The organism is Streptomyces sp. SM1 (genome assembly GCF_002910825.1).
Classification (GTDB): domain Bacteria; phylum Actinomycetota; class Actinomycetes; order Streptomycetales; family Streptomycetaceae; genus Streptomyces; species Streptomyces okerensis.
The window spans coordinates 46173-65080 of sequence record NZ_NEUB01001039.1 but is presented as its reverse complement, the minus strand read 5'-3'; the positions used below and the strand labels follow the sequence as shown (position 1 = coordinate 65080).

Annotated in this window: 22 protein-coding genes; 16 read left to right on the top strand and 6 right to left on the bottom strand. The window is 67.6% G+C overall.

Annotation, left to right across the window (positions count from 1 at the left end; all coding sequences use genetic code 11):
- Positions 1-948, bottom strand: a 948-nt coding sequence (locus tag B9S61_RS38625) for an IS3 family transposase (protein WP_181007604.1), incomplete at its 3' end; no start/stop codon positions are given.
- Positions 945-1355 (bottom strand): transposase, encoded by a 411-nt coding sequence (locus tag B9S61_RS38620; RefSeq protein WP_181007605.1) that lies wholly within the window; start codon positions 1353-1355, stop codon positions 945-947. The genes B9S61_RS38620 and B9S61_RS38625, both read right to left, overlap by 4 nt.
- 718 nt (positions 1356-2073) lie before the next feature.
- Here B9S61_RS38620 and B9S61_RS38610 point away from each other — a divergent pair.
- The 4 genes from B9S61_RS38610 (at position 2074) to B9S61_RS38600 (ending at position 4687) form a co-directional block, all read left to right on the top strand.
- Positions 2074-3129 carry a hypothetical protein gene (locus tag B9S61_RS38610; protein ID WP_258040111.1) on the top strand — a complete coding sequence of 352 codons (1056 nt, stop codon included), beginning with the start codon at positions 2074-2076 and terminating at the stop codon, positions 3127-3129.
- Positions 3130-3200: 71 nt separating this feature from the next.
- On the top strand, positions 3201-3449 hold the full coding sequence (locus B9S61_RS41355; RefSeq protein WP_181007734.1) for a hypothetical protein: 249 nt from the start codon (positions 3201-3203) through the stop codon (positions 3447-3449).
- Positions 3355-3954: a tryptophan synthase subunit alpha gene (locus B9S61_RS38605; RefSeq protein WP_103546325.1), complete on the top strand. Its 600-nt coding sequence runs from the start codon at positions 3355-3357 to the stop codon at positions 3952-3954. The genes B9S61_RS41355 and B9S61_RS38605 overlap by 95 nt, the downstream gene beginning before the upstream one ends.
- 64 nt (positions 3955-4018) lie before the next feature.
- Positions 4019-4687 carry a GNAT family N-acetyltransferase gene (locus B9S61_RS38600; RefSeq protein ID WP_103546324.1) on the top strand — a complete coding sequence of 223 codons (669 nt, stop codon included), beginning with the start codon at positions 4019-4021 and terminating at the stop codon, positions 4685-4687.
- 154 nt (positions 4688-4841) lie between these two features.
- Here B9S61_RS38600 and B9S61_RS38595 read toward each other — a convergent pair whose 3' ends face one another.
- Together B9S61_RS38595 and B9S61_RS38590 are read right to left on the bottom strand one after the other, a co-directional pair.
- Positions 4842-5075 (bottom strand): DUF397 domain-containing protein, encoded by a 234-nt coding sequence (locus B9S61_RS38595; protein ID WP_103546323.1) that lies wholly within the window; start codon positions 5073-5075, stop codon positions 4842-4844.
- Positions 5072-5977, bottom strand: a complete 906-nt coding sequence (locus B9S61_RS38590) for a DUF5753 domain-containing protein (protein ID WP_103546322.1) — start codon at positions 5975-5977, stop codon at positions 5072-5074. The genes B9S61_RS38595 and B9S61_RS38590 overlap by 4 nt, the downstream gene beginning before the upstream one ends.
- A gap of 191 nt (positions 5978-6168) precedes the next feature.
- On the opposite strand from B9S61_RS38590, the gene B9S61_RS38585 reads away from it, so the two are divergent.
- Genes B9S61_RS38585 through B9S61_RS38565 form a run of 5 tightly spaced genes read left to right on the top strand, consistent with a single transcriptional unit; the run spans position 6169 to position 10996 of the window.
- Complete coding sequence (locus tag B9S61_RS38585; RefSeq protein WP_103546321.1) at positions 6169-7662, top strand: hypothetical protein; 1494 nt, start codon at positions 6169-6171, stop codon at positions 7660-7662.
- Positions 7663-7699: 37 nt separating this feature from the next.
- Positions 7700-8701 carry an asparaginase gene (locus B9S61_RS38580; RefSeq protein WP_103546320.1) on the top strand — a complete coding sequence of 334 codons (1002 nt, stop codon included), beginning with the start codon at positions 7700-7702 and terminating at the stop codon, positions 8699-8701.
- 34 nt (positions 8702-8735) lie between these two features.
- Positions 8736-9215 (top strand): PPC domain-containing DNA-binding protein, encoded by a 480-nt coding sequence (locus B9S61_RS38575; protein WP_103546319.1) that lies wholly within the window; start codon positions 8736-8738, stop codon positions 9213-9215.
- 6 nt (positions 9216-9221) lie between these two features.
- Positions 9222-10487 carry a hypothetical protein gene (locus B9S61_RS38570; RefSeq protein ID WP_247194674.1) on the top strand — a complete coding sequence of 422 codons (1266 nt, stop codon included), beginning with the start codon at positions 9222-9224 and terminating at the stop codon, positions 10485-10487.
- A gap of 11 nt (positions 10488-10498) precedes the next feature.
- Positions 10499-10996 carry an NUDIX hydrolase gene (locus B9S61_RS38565; protein WP_103546318.1) on the top strand — a complete coding sequence of 166 codons (498 nt, stop codon included), beginning with the start codon at positions 10499-10501 and terminating at the stop codon, positions 10994-10996.
- 25 nt (positions 10997-11021) lie between these two features.
- Here B9S61_RS38565 and B9S61_RS38560 read toward each other — a convergent pair whose 3' ends face one another.
- Both B9S61_RS38560 and B9S61_RS38555 read right to left on the bottom strand, forming a co-directional pair.
- On the bottom strand, positions 11022-12068 hold the full coding sequence (locus B9S61_RS38560) for an aldo/keto reductase (RefSeq protein WP_103546317.1): 1047 nt from the start codon (positions 12066-12068) through the stop codon (positions 11022-11024).
- Positions 12065-12526 carry an ATP-binding protein gene (locus B9S61_RS38555; RefSeq protein ID WP_258040110.1) on the bottom strand — a complete coding sequence of 154 codons (462 nt, stop codon included), beginning with the start codon at positions 12524-12526 and terminating at the stop codon, positions 12065-12067. Before B9S61_RS38555 ends, B9S61_RS38560 begins: the two co-directional genes overlap by 4 nt.
- 844 nt (positions 12527-13370) lie before the next feature.
- Between B9S61_RS38555 and B9S61_RS38550 the strand changes: the two genes are divergently transcribed.
- The 7 genes from B9S61_RS38550 (at position 13371) to B9S61_RS38520 (ending at position 18882) form a co-directional block, all read left to right on the top strand.
- Entirely contained in the window at positions 13371-13718 is a 348-nt protein-coding gene (locus B9S61_RS38550; RefSeq protein ID WP_103546315.1) for a hypothetical protein, read from the top strand.
- A gap of 108 nt (positions 13719-13826) precedes the next feature.
- Positions 13827-14015 (top strand): DUF5999 family protein, encoded by a 189-nt coding sequence (locus B9S61_RS38545; protein WP_103546314.1) that lies wholly within the window; start codon positions 13827-13829, stop codon positions 14013-14015.
- Entirely contained in the window at positions 14012-14650 is a 639-nt protein-coding gene (locus tag B9S61_RS38540) for a hypothetical protein (RefSeq protein WP_146065045.1), read from the top strand. The genes B9S61_RS38545 and B9S61_RS38540 overlap by 4 nt, the downstream gene beginning before the upstream one ends.
- A 171-nt stretch (positions 14651-14821) precedes the next feature.
- On the top strand, positions 14822-16645 hold the full coding sequence (locus tag B9S61_RS38535; protein ID WP_103546312.1) for a glycoside hydrolase family 15 protein: 1824 nt from the start codon (positions 14822-14824) through the stop codon (positions 16643-16645).
- Positions 16642-17136 carry a hypothetical protein gene (locus B9S61_RS38530; RefSeq protein WP_103546311.1) on the top strand — a complete coding sequence of 165 codons (495 nt, stop codon included), beginning with the start codon at positions 16642-16644 and terminating at the stop codon, positions 17134-17136. Before B9S61_RS38535 ends, B9S61_RS38530 begins: the two co-directional genes overlap by 4 nt.
- On the top strand, positions 17118-18452 hold the full coding sequence (locus B9S61_RS38525) for a sensor histidine kinase (protein ID WP_103546310.1): 1335 nt from the start codon (positions 17118-17120) through the stop codon (positions 18450-18452). The genes B9S61_RS38530 and B9S61_RS38525 overlap by 19 nt, the downstream gene beginning before the upstream one ends.
- A complete protein-coding gene (locus B9S61_RS38520; protein WP_006379036.1) occupies positions 18445-18882 on the top strand; it encodes a roadblock/LC7 domain-containing protein in 438 nt (145 codons plus the stop codon). The genes B9S61_RS38525 and B9S61_RS38520 overlap by 8 nt, the downstream gene beginning before the upstream one ends.
- Positions 18883-18908: the final 26 nt, after the last annotated feature.

The window sequence follows — 18908 nt, the reverse complement described above, 5'->3', positions numbered from 1 at the left end:
CATCTCGCGGAGCTGGTCGGCGAGCCCGAAGTGCACGTCGAATGGGGCGTGCATCGCTATCCCGGAGTGTCGGTGGGCGAGGTTGTACCAGTCGAAGAAGCCGGTGCACCAGGTGCGGGCGTCCTCGATGCAGCCGAACCGGTCGGGGAAATCGTGCCGGTACTTCAAGGTTTTGTACTGACTTTCCGAGTACGGGTTGTCATTCGACGTTTTCGGTCTCGAATGGGACTTGGTGACGCCCATATTGCTGAGCATCTGCGCGACGTTGTGGGCGATCATCGGCGATCCCCGGTCGGAGTGGATCGTCAGCTTCCCTTGCTCAACGGGGTACTTGGTGATGGTGGAGGACAGGAACTGCTCGGCGAGGTCCTTGTTCTCGGATGCGGCGATCATCCAGCCGACGGTGTAGCGGCTGTAGATGTCGATGATCGTGTAGAGGCAGAAATAGCTTCCCCGATACGGGCCCTTCAGCTTCGTGATGTCCCACGACCACACCCGATTCGGAGCGGTCGCGATCAACTCAGGCTTCTTGCGGGGCGGATGCGTGGCCTGCCGACGGCGCTCGCGGACCTCGCCGTGTCGGCGCAGGATCCGGTACATCGTCGCCTCCGAACACAGATAGGTGCCCCGGTCCAGCAGCACCGCGTAGATCTCGGCCGGTGCCATGTCGACGAACTCGGCCGACCGCAACACCGCCAGGACCTCCGCCTCCTCAGCCTCGCTCAGGGCCCGCGGATGGCGCTTGCGCTCCAGCGTCGGCTTCACCGGCGGCGGGGACGTGCGGTGGTGGCGGTACCAGGTCGCCCGGCTCACGCCGAGCGCGGCGCATGCCTTGACCCGGCCGACCAGGAGGGACAGCTTGCCCAGGGCAACCGTGCGGGCCGCCTCGAAGGCCGACTCGCCCTCGCCGACGGGCACGCCAGCGGACGCCGCTTCCGCCAAGGTCACTTGCTCTCGCCGTTGTTCGTCGTGGCGCTGTCCGTGGCGAACTGGTCGAGCAGCGCGGAGAGTTTTGACTGCACCTCGATGACGGTGCGTGCCTTGCCCAGCTCGGCTCCCAGCTTGGCGTTTTCGGACTTGAGCCGGGCGATCTCCTTGTCCCGCGGATCGGTCTTCGGCCGACCCGCCGATGCGGCGAGCGCCGCCTCGGCACCCTTGTCCCGCTGCTGACGCCAGGTTGTGATCAGCGACGAATATAGGCCCTCGCGCCGCAGCAAGGCGCCCTTGGCCTGCTTGTCGATCCCTTCGTACTCGGCCAAGATCCGCGCCTTGTACGCCGCCGAGTACCGGCGATGACCGGCCGCGCGGGGTGTCACCTGCGGATCCGGGGTCCCGTGGTCGTTGGTGCTGGCCACTACGAGCACTACTCCCTCTCCGCCCTCGACTCAATGAATCATCCAGTATGCCTGCCTCGTCCTACGTTGCCAGAGAGGGGCAGGCCCTACACGCGACACAGAGCGTCTGTTCGGGTGAGTCTGGGCACCGCCAGGAGTTGTTCACGAGGGGCTGGACGTTGTGCTGTGCGTGAGCAGCTGCATGTGCGACTTCGGCGTCATCACGGGACCGGCGGGAAGGGCGGCCGGTTTCCTGCACCGCATGCAGGCCCGGGCCGCCAACGGTAGGAACCCTCCGCGTAACGACGGCACCTGCCGGGATGTGCTGGACATCCTGTCCGGCCAACTCCAGGGCAGCGGACCGGTCCCGTTCGGGTTCGTCCACTGGGCCGATGGATTGGGTGTGCCTGTCGCCCGATTGCGCGCGGTGGTCGCATGGCTGGTTGAGCACGAGTTCCTGGCGCTGCGTGCTCCCGCTCACCTGTCCCCTCCAGGCTTGAGGCACAACCCGTCCGGGTGAACCCCTGGCGGTGTCGTCCGTCTTGTCCCGTGAGGACGCTGGATGATGGGCGGGCATGGCCCGAGGCGGGCCACGTTCCGACCGCCGCCCGATCCGGCGTACAGGAACGCAAGGAGCGTGGCATTGCACCGGCCTGTACCACCGTGATCACACCCAGCAGATCGTCAGTGTTCGTAGGCGTGCCGGGATCGGGCAGGGGCACGTCAGGAAGGCACTGTCGTGAGCAGCCGCTCCTCGTGGGAGTCCCGCAAGTTGCGCTACTGGGCCGAGTGCAGTGGGCAGTCCCGCCGCGCCGGCCTTCGCACCAGCCACCCGGCACCCCCGGCCTCGCCCGCGCAGATGCGGCTGGAGAGCTACGTCCTCGAGGAACTGGGCACCTCTCCGGACCTGTGCGCACACCCCTTCGGCATTGCTTCACTGACCGGTTCCAGCACTTCCCTCACCCTGCACCTCGACCCTTACATGGGCCAGGCGCGCTACTCCTTCCCTGAGCACTGTCTGAGCCGTCTGCTGCCCGCAACTCCCGCACCGGGAAACGGGAACGATGTACCCGGGATTCCCGGCCTGCGGATGAGCGGCATCGAGGCCGGCGGCCGACAACTGCACCTGCACATGGTGAAAGACTCCGGGCCAGAGGCGACGCTCGTACTCGCTCTGCCCCGCGGGCTGAAAGAGAGCTGGGCCGATGTCGAACGCCGAAACCGGCACTGGCGCGAAGGCAACGGACAGCGACCGCTGTGGACGGCCCCGCGCCTCGATCCCGTGGAATGCGACTACCTCAACGCCTGTCCCAGTCGCGAAAGCACGCGAGCCACACGGGCCGCGGTGGGCAGCGCTCTGCTCCGGCGTATCGCGCTCTTCCACACCGTCACCGCCTTCTACCGCGTCCAGTGCTGGGACGACGGCGACAGCTGGAAGATCGACGCCCGCACCGGCCACCCCCGGGCCCTGTGGCACGACCAGCTCCTTCAGCGGCTGTGCCACCCACGATGGGGACTACCGGCACGCGTGGCCCACCGGTTCTGCCACTGCGCTGAACCAGACGCCCCCTACCAGTGGAACCACACCTGCGCCTTCTACTTCGACGGCCACACCACAGGCAAGGACGACCCCCTCTACCTCCGCGTCCACGCCAGCCCCGAAGGGCGCGACTACGACCGGCAGATCGCAACACTTCGCCAGGTCGGAGCACCAGAAGACTGGATGGCCCGCGCCTTTCCCCGGCGGGCAGTCCAGCACCACGACCAGCACTATCAAGCGGGACTGTTGCAATAACAGACCCGCCTGCCCCGACCGAGAGAGGGTCGCGCATGACTGGACCGGACCTGCCACCGCCAGCAGCCCCCATGACCGCAGAAGCCCTACTCTCCCGCTGGCCCACCGCCGCGCAGAAAGTTGAACTCCTCCACGGCGTGCTCGTCTTCACCGGCGACTTCGACGAGCGTGACCTGGAGACGGCAAGGCGCACCTACCCAAGCCGTCGCCCGGTGCTGAACGCCGATGGCGGCCTGGAGGTACATCCGGCCGGGTCGGGAGCCATCACACCGCTCGTTAGCCGGGCAGCCGGAGTTTCCGAGCCGGAGGGCGACGTGTGAACGGCCGCTTCATCCCGGCCACCGGCAGGCACGCCGATCGCCGTCGTCGTCACCCGCGACTGCGGTCTACGCCCCCGCGACGGCCGGCGTCACCGGCGGCCAAGGCCCACTTCACCGAGGCCTGCCGACCTTCGTCGACAGCCTGCGCGCCCTCACCCACCCCGTCGCTGTCGGCATCGGCGTCTCCACTCCAGCGCAGGCGGCCCTCGTCGGCTCCTATGCCGACGCGGTCATCGTCGGATCCGCATTCATCCGCGCCATCGAGGCCACCCGCGGGCCGGCCGGCGCCCACCAGGCCGCCGTCCTTGCCCAGCGCCTCGCCGACGGGCTGCGCCGAGCCGTGCCTACTGCGGCCCGAACTGACCCCAGCCGGGTCGGCTCGGCGACGGGTGACCTGTCGGTTAGTAGCGCTTTCCGGGCACCCCTCCACGTACCGGCATGGTTCATCAGGCGTTTCGAAGCGCTCCTGCGGGAAAGTTGTAGCTACCAGGAAGTAGGCCTCTAAGGTTCCGCCCAGCACACCAACTTGTTAACCCGCTCGTGGACGAGCACACACAGGAGCGGACCGCATGCTCGCGATGCGACCAGCCACACCAGAGGACCGACGCGCCCTCGAGGCCATGATCCAGGCCCGCTCCGAATGGATGAAGAGCAAGCAGCTGTCGAACTGGTCCAGCTGGGGACAGCACGTTCAAGATCTTGCCGGCAACTGCACTCGGCGGGACGGCGATATGTGGGTGCTGGTAGAGGACCACCGCCGCATCATCGGCTGCACCACGATCCTCCGGACTGCGGCTCCCTGGGCCTGGACGACCGCTGAAGCTGAGGAGACCTCCTTCTACCTCAACGGAACGGTCACGGACCCCGCCGAACGCCACCGCAAACTCGGAACCCTCATCGCCGATTGGGCCGTCGACCGTGCGGCCCGCGAGAACATCAGCTGGGTACGACGGGACTGCACTTCACCGGCCCTCGCCGCCTACTACGAGAAACAGGAATGCACCCTCGTACGTGAGGTCTCTACACCCGGCGGACGTACCTCATACGCCTTCGAGCGGAAGTCCGAGCGAGTGACGTCCCTCGCCGGATGGCTCATCACGGGCGAGTCGCCTACCGCAATTTCCAGAAGACGGGGAGATAGCCTCGCAGGAACTGCGAGATCGAATGCCGCCGAGGCCCGACGATTCCTCTCACGCTCCCTCCGCGGATCAGCCAAGACGCCCGTGCCGATTAATTGATGACTGCGTTGCGCCGCAGACCACTGGCCGAGGAACTGAGAGAAATTCTCTGCACTCACATTGTCGCCTGGTGCGACTACCCGCTACAAGCAGCGACCGGGCCGTCCCCAACGGCCCTGGGGACGGCCCGGTCGCTTGAGCACGTCGGGACGGGTTAGAGATCGAGCAGGAAGTCGAAGTCCGTGTCCTTCGCACCAAGCAGCCAGGCCTTCGCCTCAGCAGGAGTGAATACCTGGGGCAGCCGCCCCGGGTTCTGCGAGTCGCCGATCAGAACGTATCCGTCCTGGACGGCAACCTGGACGCAGTTCCCGCCGCCGCCGCTGTACTGGGACACCGTCCATTCGATCGACGCCAGGTCGAATGAGGACGGGTCCGGCTTCGATGTCACTGTTCTAGCTCCTTGATTCTTTTCTCGAGGCGCATGCGCGTCTCTGTGGGGTCCAGCGCCCGCTCCCACAAGTTGGTGAAAGCTGCGGTGTAGCGCTGTACGTCTTCATCACCATCGAAGTACACCGAACTGACCATGGTCTCCACCCACACAACCTGACGGGCAGCTTCGGGAAAGCCCATGAGGACGAACGCGCCTGCAGATCCCGGATGCACGCCGATCAGGTCCGGCAGGATGCGGATGGTGTTGCGATGTTCCTCGGACTCAGCGCGGATCCGCTCCAACTGGCGTCTCAACACTGACCGGTCGCCGATGGTGTCGCGGAACGCGCTCTCGTCCACGAGAGCGCGAAAGTCCTTCGGTGCACCACCTCGGACCTGCTGCTGTCGGTCCATGCGAACGTCAACGAGGGCCTTCACCTCTGCAGGACGCAATTCGGGCCGCATCCGGCTGATGACGATCCGGGCGTAGTCCTCGATCTGGAACAGTCCCGGCCACACGTCGCGCTCATAGTTCCAGAGCTCAGCAGCGCGTCGCTCCATCTTCAGGAAGCCCTCGAACTGCATGGGGCCAAGGAGGTTGGCGTTCCTCCGCCACAGTGCGGGGCGCGGACGGCCGGCCGGCGTGGTGTCTGCGTTCAGGAGAGCCTGAATTTCAGAGCTCTCCGTGGCGCTGGCCTGATAGCACTCGAGCAGCGCCTCGACGAGATCGCGGGTGACACGGCGGCGCTGTCCCCGCTCCAATCGGCTCAGACCGCTGTTGTCGATCTTGACACCGCGTCGATGCAGCACTTCGTGGCCCGCGACGTCCCCTTGGGTGAGGCCGCGTCGCTCGCGCAACTCCTCAAGGCGCAGGCCGACTTCGCTGAGGGTCAACGACCACGGCGTCTTCGCTTCTGGCATGGTGGCCAGTCTGACGGCTCACCGGGCTGCCTACAAGCAATATGGTCGAGCAATTTGCTCGACCATATTGCTAAGCGCTCACCCGAGGGAGCATCCTAGCCAGGGTCACGAAGTGTGCAGCACCTGTCGCCATGCGTGGAGACCGTCCCGCTGCTCTGCTGCCCGTACACGCCCAGGGAGGGGCCGCCGCGATGCGTCGGACGCTGTTCAGCCTCCTGTTGAGAGACCGCGACCTACTCGGCTGGGAAGCGTTCTGCATCCACTTCACCGCCACTGGCCGGGAGCTCGCCCCCGAGAAGGGCAACCGTCGACTCGCCACGGCCAGCGTCGGGCGCACGACGTTCGACAGATGGGCCTCGGGCACCTGGTACGGCCGGCCCCGCGGCGAAGCGGCGCAGATCCTGGAGCGCATGTTCGGGCACACCGTCGAAGAACTCTTCAGCCCGGCACCCCACGCGAGCGAGCCAGCTGGGGGGCTGGAGTCGGTCCCCGCACGGATCGGTTCGCGCTGGCCCACGTCCAACTTGCTGCTCCCCGCTGGCGGTCCGGCGGGCATCTGGGAAATCGCTGGACGCCAACGTCTGGATGGCACCAGCGCCGCGGTGCACCTTCTTCCCGTCGTCAGGCGAGGCGACGAGGCCGACGTTCGTGACTTGAGCCAGGACGGGCTGTACCAGCTGGAGCGGTTCTTACGGCCGGCGCGCCGCGGGTTTCTTGTAGGTGTCGAAGAACGTCAAGACGACTTCAACCTGTACGTCCGCGACGCCATAGCTGCTCGCAGGCCCGCGCTGCCGGGACCGCCAGCTGTGGGAGGTTTGTCGATTCCCTCGGCTTACCTCCTGGACGACCTCACCTATGGCATCCTCTGGGCGCTCACCCAGCTCGATGACGGCCTCTTGTCCGATGATCAGACGCTTGACGCCGAGCAGCACCTCCTTGACACCTACCTGTCCCTGCCCCGATCAGCGCCGAGCCAGCTGCTCGTCGACCTGACCGCCGTCGGCAGCAGTTGGATGGGATCCGCCTTCTGCGCCCGACACATCGAGCAGGAGCTAGCCGATGCGAACACGGTCCCGATCTTCTGGACGCGTGAGCAGAGCGGCGAAGAGGCGGCCTGCTGGCTGTTCTTCAAGCACAAACTCGACTACCTCCAATCCCTCGAACGTTTCCACGGGACCGCAGCGCAGACCGTCCGGGTCTTCTGTCTGCCCGAGACCGAGGTGGCGCGGTCTGAGACATACGAGAAGGTCTTGCTGCTGTTGGCGATCGCCCTCATGGAGCGCTGCGGCATCCGGGCCAGGGTGGTGCCGAACCCGGAGTACTCGGAGGTGGACGGAGTGGCCCTGATCCCCGGCCAGCGAGCCGTCGTTGCCAACTGGGTGCGGGTCCCTGGCGGAGCGCTGTGGGCTGCTGGCAGCACCTCGGCCCGAGGAGAGCTGCGCACGTACGCCACCGCTTTCGCTGACGCGCAGGAAGCCGACGTTCTGGTGGGCGAGGACTCGGAGACGCGTCTGCGATCACTAGCGGGCTACCTGGGCCTGGATTGGCGCTGGTTGACTGACCGGTGCCGTGCTCTGGGCGAGTACGGCGTCGCCGGTCTCGTTCGCCCCCGCAGCCGTCTGCTGACCGTCGAAGCGCTGGATGAGACCCTGCTTTTTCTCGGCAAGCTCTCCTCGTCCCGATGAACCCGTCCGCGTTATCACCCCGCTGGAAAGGTCTTCCGTGCTCTCCGCTGATCGTGCCCCGAACAGCACCGTTCTGGTACTCACCCTGGGCGGCACCATCGCCATGACGCGCACCGCTGCGGCAGCCGGCGTCACACCGACCCTGACCGGCTCAGACCTGGTTAGCGCTGTGCCCGGGCTCCAAGACGTAGCCGAGGCAACCGTGGAGGACTTCCGACAGATGCCGGGTGCCTCCCTGGACGTCGACGACATCGTCAGCCTCGTGGGTCGACTGCAACAGGCCGACGGCGAGGGGGTCGACGGCGTCGTGGTGACTCAAGGAACCGACACCCTTGAGGAGACCGCGTTCCTAACCAACCTCTACTACCAAGGCACCACGCCGGTGGTCTTCACGGGCGCGATGCGCAATGCCGCGACGGCGGGAGCGGACGGCCCAGCGAATCTTCTCGCAGCCGTCCAGACCGCCGTGAGTGCGGAGGCTCGGGGAACGGGTGTCCTCGTCGTCCTGGGCGACGAAATTCATGCCGCCCGCCACGTTCGAAAGATGCACACGACCAGCCCTGGAGCCTTCAATTCCCCGGGCACCGGGCCGCTCGGACACGTCGTGGAAGGGGCAGCGCGGTTCCACCGCTCGCTGAGTCCGACTGCACCCGTACCGCTGCCCATCGGCGGCCTGCCGCAGGTGGAGATCGTTGCCGCGTCGTTGGGCAGCAGCGGGACGTTGCTGGAGGGTCTGGCGGACAAAGTCGCCGGCCTGGTGGTGGCCGCGTTCGGCGCCGGCCACGTCCCCGAGACGTGGTGCAGTCGGCTGGAAGCGCTGGCAGCCGTGATGCCCGTCGTGCTCGCATCGCGTATCGGCACCGGCCCCGTCCTCACCTCGACCTATGCCTTCCCCGGCTCCGAGAGCGACTTGCTGGCCCGCGGCTTGATCAGTGCGGGCGCACTCGACCCATATAAGGCCCGTCTGCTCCTCATCGCCCACGTGGCCGCAGGCACGCCCCACCCAGAGATCGCAAAGGCGTTCCTCGACTACTCCTGACTCGCTCCCGACCAGCCAAAGGACGACTCTGACCATGCGCTACGCCCAGGTCCACACCGGCAGGCAGTTCATGCTTGCCCTCGACCACGGGGAAGACCTCCTGGACGGCCTCACCGAGTTCTGCACTGATCGGGGCATCCGAGCCGGGTACATCCCCACATTCGTCGGCGGTCTCCGCTCGGCCCGGCTGGTCGGTTCTTGCGAACCCCTCGCCGATCCCGAAGCCCCCTTGTGGGAGGAGATCCGGGTTGAGACGCTCGAAGCACTCGGCGGCGGAACGCTCGCATGGGACACGGAGAAGGACTGCCTGGCCCCTCACATCCACGTCGCGGCCGGCATCAAGGGGAAGTCGGCCGAGGGGCGAGTGTCGCACCTACTCGGCGCGAAAGTGCAGTTCATCTGCGAGATTCCGATCATCGAAGTCACCGGAGCCGCCGAGGGACCGGCGTTGACACGACAACGAAGCGCAGAGCTGTATGACGTACCCCTCCTCGGCTTCGGCACCGGAAGCTGAGGGCGGATGACGATGCGCAGGGTGATCCGCTTCCCGGAGGTGGTCGAGGCCCACCGCATGCGCATCTACGAGACGTTCACGCTCCACTTCGAGCGGGCGGCGAAGGAGGCGGCCCGACTCGACGGCAATCCCTCCCTCGCTTCCGTGTACGTCTCGCGGTCCACATGGGATCGCTGGATGGTTGGGGACATCAAGGGGCTGCCCCGGCAGGCGACATGCCGAGTTCTAGAGCACCTCTTCCAGCAGTCGGCCGAGCACTTGTTCGGTCCACTGGCGCCGGAAGCCGGACCACAGGTCCATGTCGGAGCGGCCGCGCCGACGGGGATCCACCTGGCGGCGTCGCCGCACCTAGCCGCCATGAATTCCTTCCGGCTCGCGGACCGCCAGCTCGGCGGCGGCCACGTCTACCGGTCCGTGGTGCACTACCTCAATACAGTCATCGCCCCGAGCCTCTTCAGCGCAGCGGACAGTCGCGAAGACGGCGAGAGCGCATTCGGTGCAGCGGTCGTACTCACGGAGATGGCAGCCTGGATGGCCCACGACGCCGGGCGGGACGACATGGCATCTGGACATTTTGACCGCGCCCTACGGCTGGCGCAGAGCCTTACCGACGTGACCGCGGGCGCGAACGTACTGGCCGGCATGAGCCACCTGGCCCTGCAGACCGATCAGATCGACGCCGCCGCAGAGCTTGCCCGCAGCGGGCTCGCTCGCCTCGCCACTGGCTCGCCAGTGCCCACCCTTGCCGCTCGTCTCTACGCCATGGAGGCGAGAGCCCTCGCTCAACTCAACGCCGAACGTGAGGCGCAGCGGAAACTAGACAGTGCACGCGAAGCCCTAGCTCTCGCACACACCGTGCCCGCGCCCCAGTGGGTGGCGCCGTTCGACGAAGCCGCGCTTGCCAGCGAGGCCGCCTCCGTACTCCTGGATCTCGGCGCGCTCAAGGCGGCAGCCAAGGAGGCGCAGCGCGCCCTGGCGCTACGGGACGCGAGCCGGGTCCGCAGCAGGGCTTTCGGTCAGGTCACGCTGGCTCGAGTCCTGCTCTCACAAGGGCAGCTGGACGCGGCGTGCTCGGTAGGCATGGATCTGCTGAGCGCCTGCCAGTCGGTGACGTCACTGCGACTGAGCAGGCAACTCGACGCTCTGCAAGCCGATTTCGACCTGCACCGGCAGGCGCCCGAGGTCCGTGAGCTCCTGTCGCAGATGACCGCCTCGGCCCAGCACCGTAGATTGCTGCTCAGCAGTCTTGTGCTCCCGGAAGGTCCGCAGTGAACCATGCACCCATGCCGGGTGATCCCGGCCGTGACGCCTATCTGGCCGAGGGAAACGCACAGCAGGCTCGGAAACGGGCCGCCGCCGACGCCCTGATCCGAGACGAGGGCGGGAGGTTGCTTCTGGTGAACCCGACCTACAAGGACGGGTGGGATCTTCCCGGTGGCATGGCCGAGGGCAACGAAGCACCCGAGGACGCCGTTCGTCGGGAACTCCGCGAAGAGCTCGGTCTCACAGTGGCCGGCCTGCGGTTCCTGTGTGTCGACTGGGTCGAACCCCACGGACCGTGGGACGACCTTCTCGGCTTCGTCTTCGACGCCGGTGTCCTGTCACCACAGCAGGCCGCCGAACTGAAGCCCAGCGATGAAGAGATTGCGGAGCACCGCTTCTTCGAGGTCTCAGAAGCCCTGCCGCTGCTACCGGACCGCCAGCGGGCTCGGGCTGCCCAGGCCTGGGCGGTTCTTGGCGACGGCGTCCCGCGCTACCTCCGCAACGGAATTGCTCTCTGAGCAGTGCGTCAGGCCACTCGGCCGGTCACACGTTGACCTCCACGGACGGGGCGCGACCCTCGGGCTGGATCAGCACGCTCCGGATGCGGGAGAAGACTCCGCCGATTTCCGCGAGCTCGTGCTCGGACAACGGCTGGCCGAGGAAGTGGTGGCCGTTCACGGCCGTCTGGTCGTCGCTGACGCCGACGACCGCCACAGCGTTCTGCACCTGCTGAAGGAGGAACCGCACGGCCACTCGGGCCAGAGCATCAGGGGACGATCCGAACTGGCCTGCCAGCTCTGCGAGGCCGTGAGTGATCGCTGACGCCATCGCTTGCGCGCAGTTGACCGCCGAGCCGCCCCAAGCAGCCACAGCGCGGTCTGTGCGGCCCCCGGCCAACGCACCATGGGCCAGCGGCGAGGCAATCACCAAGCCGACACCGCGGCGCGCGGTGAAGGCGCCGAGGTCCTCCCCCTCACCAAGGTCGGCCAGCGGCAGCAGGCCACTAGCCTGCGTCCAGACCACGTCCGGGCGGATCCGGTCGAACAGGTCCAGGAAGCGTCGCACCGAGCGGACCGAGGAGCGGAAGCCCGGGCCACGCAGACCGACAGCGCGGATTTGGCCGAGGTCGCGCAGCGCCCGCATCTGCTCGATGACCGGGTCGAGGTATCGGTCCCCGAGACCGAAGTCGTATGACTCAAGGGTGTAGAGGGCCAACTCGTCCAGGTACAGATTCTCCAAAGTCTGTTCCAGCTGGTGCCGGACCCGCGGTCCGGCATAGGGATGAGGAGCGGAGCCCTGGACCCGGCCGACCTTGCTGGCGACCTGAACCTTCGGGCCCCGATACTCCTTCAAGACTTTGCCTATGAGCCTCTCGGCGTGGCCGCACCGGTGACTGTCAGCCGTGTCGAACAGCGGCGCCTCAACCTCACCAGCGCCGGCCTCCAGGGCGCGGCGCAGCCCGTCGAGCAGTCGTGCGTCGTCTGGTTGGACGGCGCTGGGCGACCAGCGAGAGGATCCGCTGCTAACGCCCAGCGGGAGCACCGTCAGGTCCCGGGCCAGACGGCGGGGTGCGAGGTCGCTCGGTGTCATCGGTCAGCGTCTCCCGCTCGGTAGAGGAAGACCGCGATCACGCGCTTCCCCATGCTGTCGCCCTGGACTCCCCAGGCGCTCGCCAGTACATCCACCAGAAACAGGCCTCTCCCGCCTTCGTCGTCCTCATCGGCAGCCGGGGGTTTCCCGGGCACCGCCGCTGTGTCCTCACCGCCGTCCCGGACCTGGACAGTCACTCCCCAGTCGTACACGTCGAGGGAGATGTCGAGGGCCGCTCCAGCGTGCTCGAGGGCGTTGCCCACCAACTCGTCGGCCACCAGGACCACGTCGTCCGTGTACGTGTCGTCAGCTCGCCCCGCCAGGGCCTCGCGGACTATGCGGCGGGCGGCGCTCTGCGGGGCGTCAAGGCCGCAGAGGTCGATCGCAGCGTGTGTAGCGGGGCTGCCGCCGTCGCGGCCTTGGCCACATGGCAAGGCAGTGCTGGTGGAACCAAGCACGGGGATCACTCCTCGCTGCATTCACGATGCCCGGGGGCACGGACTGGCAAGTCCTGCTGAATACCGTGGCCCAAGTCGCCGCGCAGGCGATAGCGAAACCCGTCCCCACTTCTCCCCACTTCTCCGGCTCCCCCGCCTACTTCCGAAGTGGGAGGAGGCACCAATGTGGATGACGTCGTACAGAAGAGCGAGATTCACGCACTCCTCTTGTGCTGCGATCCGTCGATAAGGACGTCACCGCCATCCGTCCGGCGGGCGACTGGAGGCGGGAAGCGTGAAGAAAACCGCTCCTACCTGGCCTAATGCCGAGCATTCGGATCTGATGTCCGATCATCCCGTTCGCTCGCCGCTATCACTGGTGACGAATTCCCGTCAAGCACTTCCGGAGAAGTGGGGTGAAGTGGGCTAGCAAGTCGATCTTCAGCCACAAGGGTTCCGAGACCAGCATCACCACCGGAAGCGGTGACCGACTTCCACCCGATTGTCCGTTCCTCGATGGGGGCCGAGTGGAAATCAAGCCCGTTCTCCGCACGGCCGAAGTGGGGAGAAGTGGGGGCCGTTTTCGCTACCGGAACTTGCCAATGAGCGGCAACGCTATTCGCAGTTCTTCCGCCTCGCTGCCCACGGAAAGGTAGTCGTGATCACTCTCGTCCCGCCGGTCGTTGGCGCCCAGTTCGATGGCGAAGTCCGCGCGGCCAGCTCGGCAGGCCGACGGCTTGCGTCTCGGCTGCTTCGCCTCGGACGCCCCCTACGCGGCGGCGGCGACATCGTTGCCCCCCTGATCCACCAGGTGCTGGGAGACCCGTCCCAACCTCTTCCCCGTTGCCAGGGCGAGGTCGACCAGATGGTGGCCGTATTCCGTGAGCATCTGCCGGCGCTGGCGCTGGCAGCGGGCGGGCCGCGTCGGCTCGCGCTCCTCGCCAGCGCCGCCCCGTCCGACTACATGGGCTCGCGGGTGCACCTGATCCTGCTGGCCGAGACCGCACAACACCTCATAGCAGGCGCCAAGGCAGAGGCGAAGTCCGCAGTCGACCACCCCACGAGCGGGGCGCGCGCCGCCGCACGGCAGTACACCCCCGTGAACGCCGTACGCCAGCGCCCGCCCTCGGGCTCCGAGTCCTATCCCGAAGGCACCCGGTGCCACCCCGTCACCGCAGCCTCCGGAAGACCGGAGCGAGGCGCAGGGCCGTAGTGCTGCTGCCTCCCGGCTGCCGTGGTGAGTGCTCCCCCACGGCAGCCGGTCCCTCTGCCGGATAGCCAATCGCTCCTCCCCCAATGCCGATTCTTCCGAGGACTCACCATGTGCCAGCACAAGCCCACCTGTCCCTCCGCCGAGGCCGCGGACCGCGAGGCCGCCGTCGTGGTCGCGGCCCACCCGGAACAGGGCTGGTGCCGGTTGTGCAACGGTGTCCTCCTCTTCGACACCGGCGAGATCCTTCCCAACGGCAAGATCGTCGCTCCGCACCGGTTGACGAGCGCCGCAGCATGAACAGGACCCAGCACGAACAAGGGGGTCTTCCGGTGCCGTACATCGCCGCGTGGAGCGGGGAAAATCACCGGACTCCCGCCGTGGTACGTCACCCGAGCGGGCGAGGTATCGGCTTCGCGGACGAGATGCCGTACGACCGCGACGCGGACGGGGTGCTGTGGGTCAGGCAGTCCATCGCCCCCGGATCGGGCCGAGCGCTGTTCCCGAAGGTCCACGTGCTTCGCCAACGGCGTGCGGTGAGCCGGATGCTGTGCCAAGTCTGCGGCGCCGACACCCTGGAGCAGGATCCGGAGCGGCAACTCTTCGTTCTCAAGCAAGTCGGTCAGCCGGTGGCTGAGGGGGAGCTGACCACCGCTGCCCCAGTCTGCCCACCGTGTGCGCTCATCGCGGTCAAGCACTGCCCGCACCTGCGCGAACACGTGGCCGCCTGGGTCGAACGGCCGCTGGCCTGGGGTGTCGCCGGCATCCTCTACGACCCGCGGACACTGCTCATGGTCCCTGGCAAGGACCTCGTCAACGTCTCCTACGAAGACCCCGCACTCCCCTGGCTGCTGGCGAGCCGTCAAGTGCTGTCGCTCCAGGGCTGCACCGCCGTCGATCTGAACGACCTTCGAGCGAAGGCTGTGGCTCGATGAACTCAGTGCTGCCGGCCGCGGCCGCTCGAAGCCGGCCCCGCCCTCCGCGCCTTCAGGTTTGTCGTTCGCGCGGTTCGTGGCACTGAGCGAGCCGCTCCCGTACCCGCCCCTGTTCCCCACCTTGCCTCGCAAGACCTCGGGAGCACCCGCACCTATCGAGACGGATATTCCATGGCTGGGCGTATCGAGGACTACGCACTCATCGGAGACATGCAGACGGCCGCCCTGATCTGCCGGGACGGCAGCATCGACTGGCTCTGCTTGCCGCGCTTCGACTCCTCCTCTGTTTTCACCCGCCTCCTGGGAACCGGGGATCACGGCTACTGGCAGATCGGCCCCGCCCGCCCCGACGGCGCCCCGGCCCCGAATGCGGACCGACGCGGCTACCGCGGCGACTCACTCATCCTCGAATCCGAGTGGGACACCCCGACCGGCACCATCCGTGTCATTGACCTCATGCCTCCCCGTGACGGCCACAGCCCGCAGCTCATCCGGATCGTCGAAGGGATCAGCGGCACGGTTGAAGTCGCATCCGCCTGGTGCCCCCGCTTCGGATACGGAAAGCACCGGCCCTGGATCTACGAACATCAGGGCCGCACCGTTGCCATCGACGGGCCGGACGCCCTCTGGCTGGACGCCACGGTGGACACTGTCCAAAAGGAAGACGCCTTGGTCAGCCACTTCACCGTCAGCGCCGGCGATACGGTGAATTTCGCCCTCAGCTGGCACTCCTCCCACCACCTCACGACACCGGAAATCCCGGACACCTGGGCTGCGTTGGAGGCCACCGAAGAGTTCTGGCGGGAGTGGGTGGCGCGGTGCACCTACGACGGCCCGTACCGTGATGCGGTCGTCCGCTCCTTGATCACGCTGAAGGCCATGACGTACGCGCCGACCGGCGCGATCGTCGCCGCCGTGACCACCTCTCTCCCCGAGACGATCGGCGGCGTACGCAACTGGGACTACCGCTACACCTGGCTCCGCGACGCTTCGATCACCCTGTCCGCCCTGCTGCGTACCGGCTACCGCGAGGAGGCCGAGGCGTGGCGGCAGTGGCTCCGGCGGGCCGTGGCCGGCAACCCTGACGACATTCAGATCATGTACTCGATTCTGGGCGAGCGGAATTTGCCCGAGCGGGAGCTGGCCTGGCTGCCCGGGTACGAGGGCTCCACGCCGGTTCGAGTAGGCAACGACGCTGCCGACCAACTCCAGCTCGATGTTCCCGGCGAGGTCATCGACACGCTGTATCTGGCCCATGTGCACGGCATCGCTCGGTGCGAGCGCACCGCGACCCTGCACCTCGGGCTCGTCGACTACCTCAAGCGGCGCTGGCAGGAGCCGGACGACGGCATTTGGGAAGTGCGCGGCGGACGACGCCACTTCGTGCACTCCAAGATCATGGCCTGGGTCGCGGTCGACCGCACGGTGCGCCTGGTGGAGGCTGGCGTCCTCGACGCTGACCTGGCCGAACTGGCCGAGCTCCGCGACGCCATCCACGCCGAGGTGTGCCAGAAGGGCTACGACTCCGAGCGGAACACGTTCACCCAGTCCTATGGATCCACCGAATTGGACGCGGCCCTGCTGCTGCTCCCGCGCACCGGGTTCCTCCCGCCGGACGACCCGCGGGTTATCGGCACGGTCGCCGCAGTACGCGGCGAGCTCTCGACGGACGATGGCCTGGTCCACCGCTATCCGACCGACGGCAACCAGGTGGGAGTCGACGGCCTTGCCGGTGACGAGGGGAGCTTCCTGCTCTGCTCCTTCTGGATGGTCGACGCCCTCGCGCTCACCGGCCAGCTGGAGGAAGCCCGGGCCCTGTTCGAGCAGCTGCTCGCACTGTGCAATGACGTCGGCCTGCTCGCCGAGGAGTACGACGTGGCGTCCGGCCGCCAGCTGGGGAATTTCCCCCAGGCCTTCTCGATGATCGGCCTGATCGAGAGTGCCGTCCTGATGAGCGAGCTGGAGCGGACGGCTAGGCCGGTGATCGCCGCATGAACACGGTGCCCGCGATCGCGGACCTCTTCCCGGACACGATCACCGCCGACGCCCCGGTCGCTGTCGAGATCGGCCGCGACTGTGACACCGCGGCGATGCCCGAGCTGGCGGCACGCCGGATTCTCTCCCTGCTGGGTCACATCAACCCGCACCCGGTGGGCGCCGCGATGGCCCGCGGGAACGAGTGGGTACTGATCCTGCCGCCCCATTCCGGCCGCGGTATGTGCTGGCCCTGGCCGGTGGACCACCGCGACAGCGGAGTTCTGGCCGTGCCCCCGCTGAGCTCCGGCCCGGCCGAGGATCTCCACTGGGCCCGACTCGGCAACAACGAGGGCCGCGTCTACTCCGCGCCCCTGCCGCTGTATGCGTCCCTACCGCTGCTCACGGCTCTTCGCCCGCAGCCTGAAGCGGGCCGCTTCGGCCTTGCCCCCGCCCGTTCACAGTCGACCCCCACTTCGCGCGAGGACCTCTCATGCTCGATTCGCTGGTGACCGCGACCGCACTGCTCGGTGGCGGATTCGCCACCACATCGGTGGGCCTCATAGTGCAGGCCCGCAGAAAGCGGGCCCTGGCCGCCCGGGTCACACCCCTGGAAGCCCAGCGGGATTCCGCGCTCGCATACGCCGGCGCGATGGAGGCGGAGTCGAAGCATTTCGCTGAGGTGCGGATGCCCGCGTTGGTGGACGCCCTCGCCCGCGGACACCGTGGCGTGCCGGTGCCCGGACTCAGCCAGGAGCGTCTCGCCGGCAGTCCCATCGACCACGGCCATCAGACCGTGATGGGGCTGCTCCAGGAGGCCCTCACGGTCACCCGCGATCAGATCGGGCTCTCCGCGCGGTCCTCAGTGCGGGACATCATCGACGAGGCGCAGACGCACCTGCACCGCTGCCAGCTGAACGTCGTCGAAGAGATGGACCGCTACCCCCAAGGCACGACGTACCACCAGAGCCTGATGGGCTTCGACCACCTGGTCACCCAGGCCCTGCACACCCTCCAGCGCACGCGCATCCTGGCCGGCTCGTGGCCCGGTCTGCAGCGTGCGGACTGCACCTTCGGCGAGGTCGTCGAATCCGCGCGGGGACGGATCAACGCCTATCTGCGGGTGAGTTACACCTACGAGCCCGGCAGCGGCGAGACCTGGCTCGAAGGCCGTGTCGTCGAGCCGGTCACGGTGGCGCTCACCGAGCTGCTGTCCAACGCCACCGCGTACTCCGACGGCAAGGTCTTCGTCGAAGTGCAGGCGTTCCAGACGGGATTCTGCATCGTCGTCGACGACGGCGGCCTGAACATGAACGCCTATCAGCGTGAGGAGGCCGCCCGGAAGTTGTCGCGGCACACCGTGCTGGACGTGACGACTCTGCAGGACACACGCCAGCTCGGATTCGCCGTCATCGGCCGCCTCGCCGGCGAGTACGGCTTCGCCGCCGATGTCACCAGTACGTCCCCGTACGGCGGCGTGCGGGCCGTCCTTCGCATCCCGCGGGAACTCTTCGGACACGGTCCGACCGCAGAGGAAACCCAGGCAGAGCGCCGAGCAGCGGCCTCTCGGACCCCAGGGCACGCCTCGGCCTCACCGACCGAGGCTCCCCCGGAAGGGGACCAGGCCGACCGACGGGGCGAGCCGTCGGACGGCAGTGTCCTGCCGCAGCGGCGCAGGCGCTCGCCCCGTCCCACGGCCCCCGTAGCCACCGGCGCGCCAGCGCCTGCCGAGGACCCCGAGACGTTCACGCAGGGCTTTGCCCACCTGGCGGAAACCATCCGCGACCACGAGTCCAGCCCCACCGAAGGAGAGCAGTTCCGTGCCTGACCAGCAGCCCACCGCCGACACCCACGACATGTCCTGGGTCCTCAACCGACTCGCGGAGGAGAAGGGCGTTCTGCACGCCGTCCTCTTCAGCTCCGACGGCATGGTCCTGGCCCACTCGGACGGCGTCCACCGCGATGTGGCCGACCGCGCCGGGGCCAGCTCCTCGAGCATCTTCTCCCTCGGCCGCTCCATCGCCGAGCTCGCCGAAGCGAACGAGGACGAGGACACCCCCCGCAAGGTCATCATCGACCTGCCGAACCGCTGCATCCTCGTCTTCGGAGCCGGGCACAACACCGCGCTGGCCGTATCCGTCGCCGCGGAGATGACCGCGCCCGAAGTGGCCGTCGCCTCCGGGGCGACGATCAAGGCCATCAAGGGCCTGGCTCCCGCGCTGTCCGCCCGGGAGCGGACAGCGTACGGAACGTCGTGACCCCCCGCGGCCGGCGGCGCGCCGGG

Excerpts from the sequence above, each read along its gene's own strand:
- B9S61_RS38540 (WP_146065045.1), top strand. The coding sequence starts at position 14,012 with ATGAACAGGACCCAGCACGAACAAGGGGGTCTTCCGGTGCCGTACATC.
- B9S61_RS38585 (WP_103546321.1), top strand. The coding sequence starts at position 6,169 with ATGCGTCGGACGCTGTTCAGCCTCCTGTTGAGAGACCGCGACCTACTC.
- B9S61_RS38560 (WP_103546317.1), bottom strand. The coding sequence starts at position 12,068 with ATGACACCGAGCGACCTCGCACCCCGCCGTCTGGCCCGGGACCTGACG.
- B9S61_RS41355 (WP_181007734.1), top strand. The coding sequence starts at position 3,201 with ATGACCGCAGAAGCCCTACTCTCCCGCTGGCCCACCGCCGCGCAGAAA.
- B9S61_RS38535 (WP_103546312.1), top strand. The coding sequence starts at position 14,822 with ATGGCTGGGCGTATCGAGGACTACGCACTCATCGGAGACATGCAGACG.
- B9S61_RS38605 (WP_103546325.1), top strand. The coding sequence starts at position 3,355 with ATGGCGGCCTGGAGGTACATCCGGCCGGGTCGGGAGCCATCACACCGC.
- B9S61_RS38525 (WP_103546310.1), top strand. The coding sequence starts at position 17,118 with ATGCTCGATTCGCTGGTGACCGCGACCGCACTGCTCGGTGGCGGATTC.
- B9S61_RS38590 (WP_103546322.1), bottom strand. The coding sequence starts at position 5,977 with ATGCCAGAAGCGAAGACGCCGTGGTCGTTGACCCTCAGCGAAGTCGGC.
- B9S61_RS38530 (WP_103546311.1), top strand. The coding sequence starts at position 16,642 with ATGAACACGGTGCCCGCGATCGCGGACCTCTTCCCGGACACGATCACC.
- B9S61_RS38575 (WP_103546319.1), top strand. The coding sequence starts at position 8,736 with ATGCGCTACGCCCAGGTCCACACCGGCAGGCAGTTCATGCTTGCCCTC.
- B9S61_RS38570 (WP_247194674.1), top strand. The coding sequence starts at position 9,222 with ATGACGATGCGCAGGGTGATCCGCTTCCCGGAGGTGGTCGAGGCCCAC.
- B9S61_RS38565 (WP_103546318.1), top strand. The coding sequence starts at position 10,499 with ATGCCGGGTGATCCCGGCCGTGACGCCTATCTGGCCGAGGGAAACGCA.
- B9S61_RS38545 (WP_103546314.1), top strand. The coding sequence starts at position 13,827 with ATGTGCCAGCACAAGCCCACCTGTCCCTCCGCCGAGGCCGCGGACCGC.
- B9S61_RS38550 (WP_103546315.1), top strand. The coding sequence starts at position 13,371 with ATGGTGGCCGTATTCCGTGAGCATCTGCCGGCGCTGGCGCTGGCAGCG.
- B9S61_RS38600 (WP_103546324.1), top strand. The coding sequence starts at position 4,019 with ATGCTCGCGATGCGACCAGCCACACCAGAGGACCGACGCGCCCTCGAG.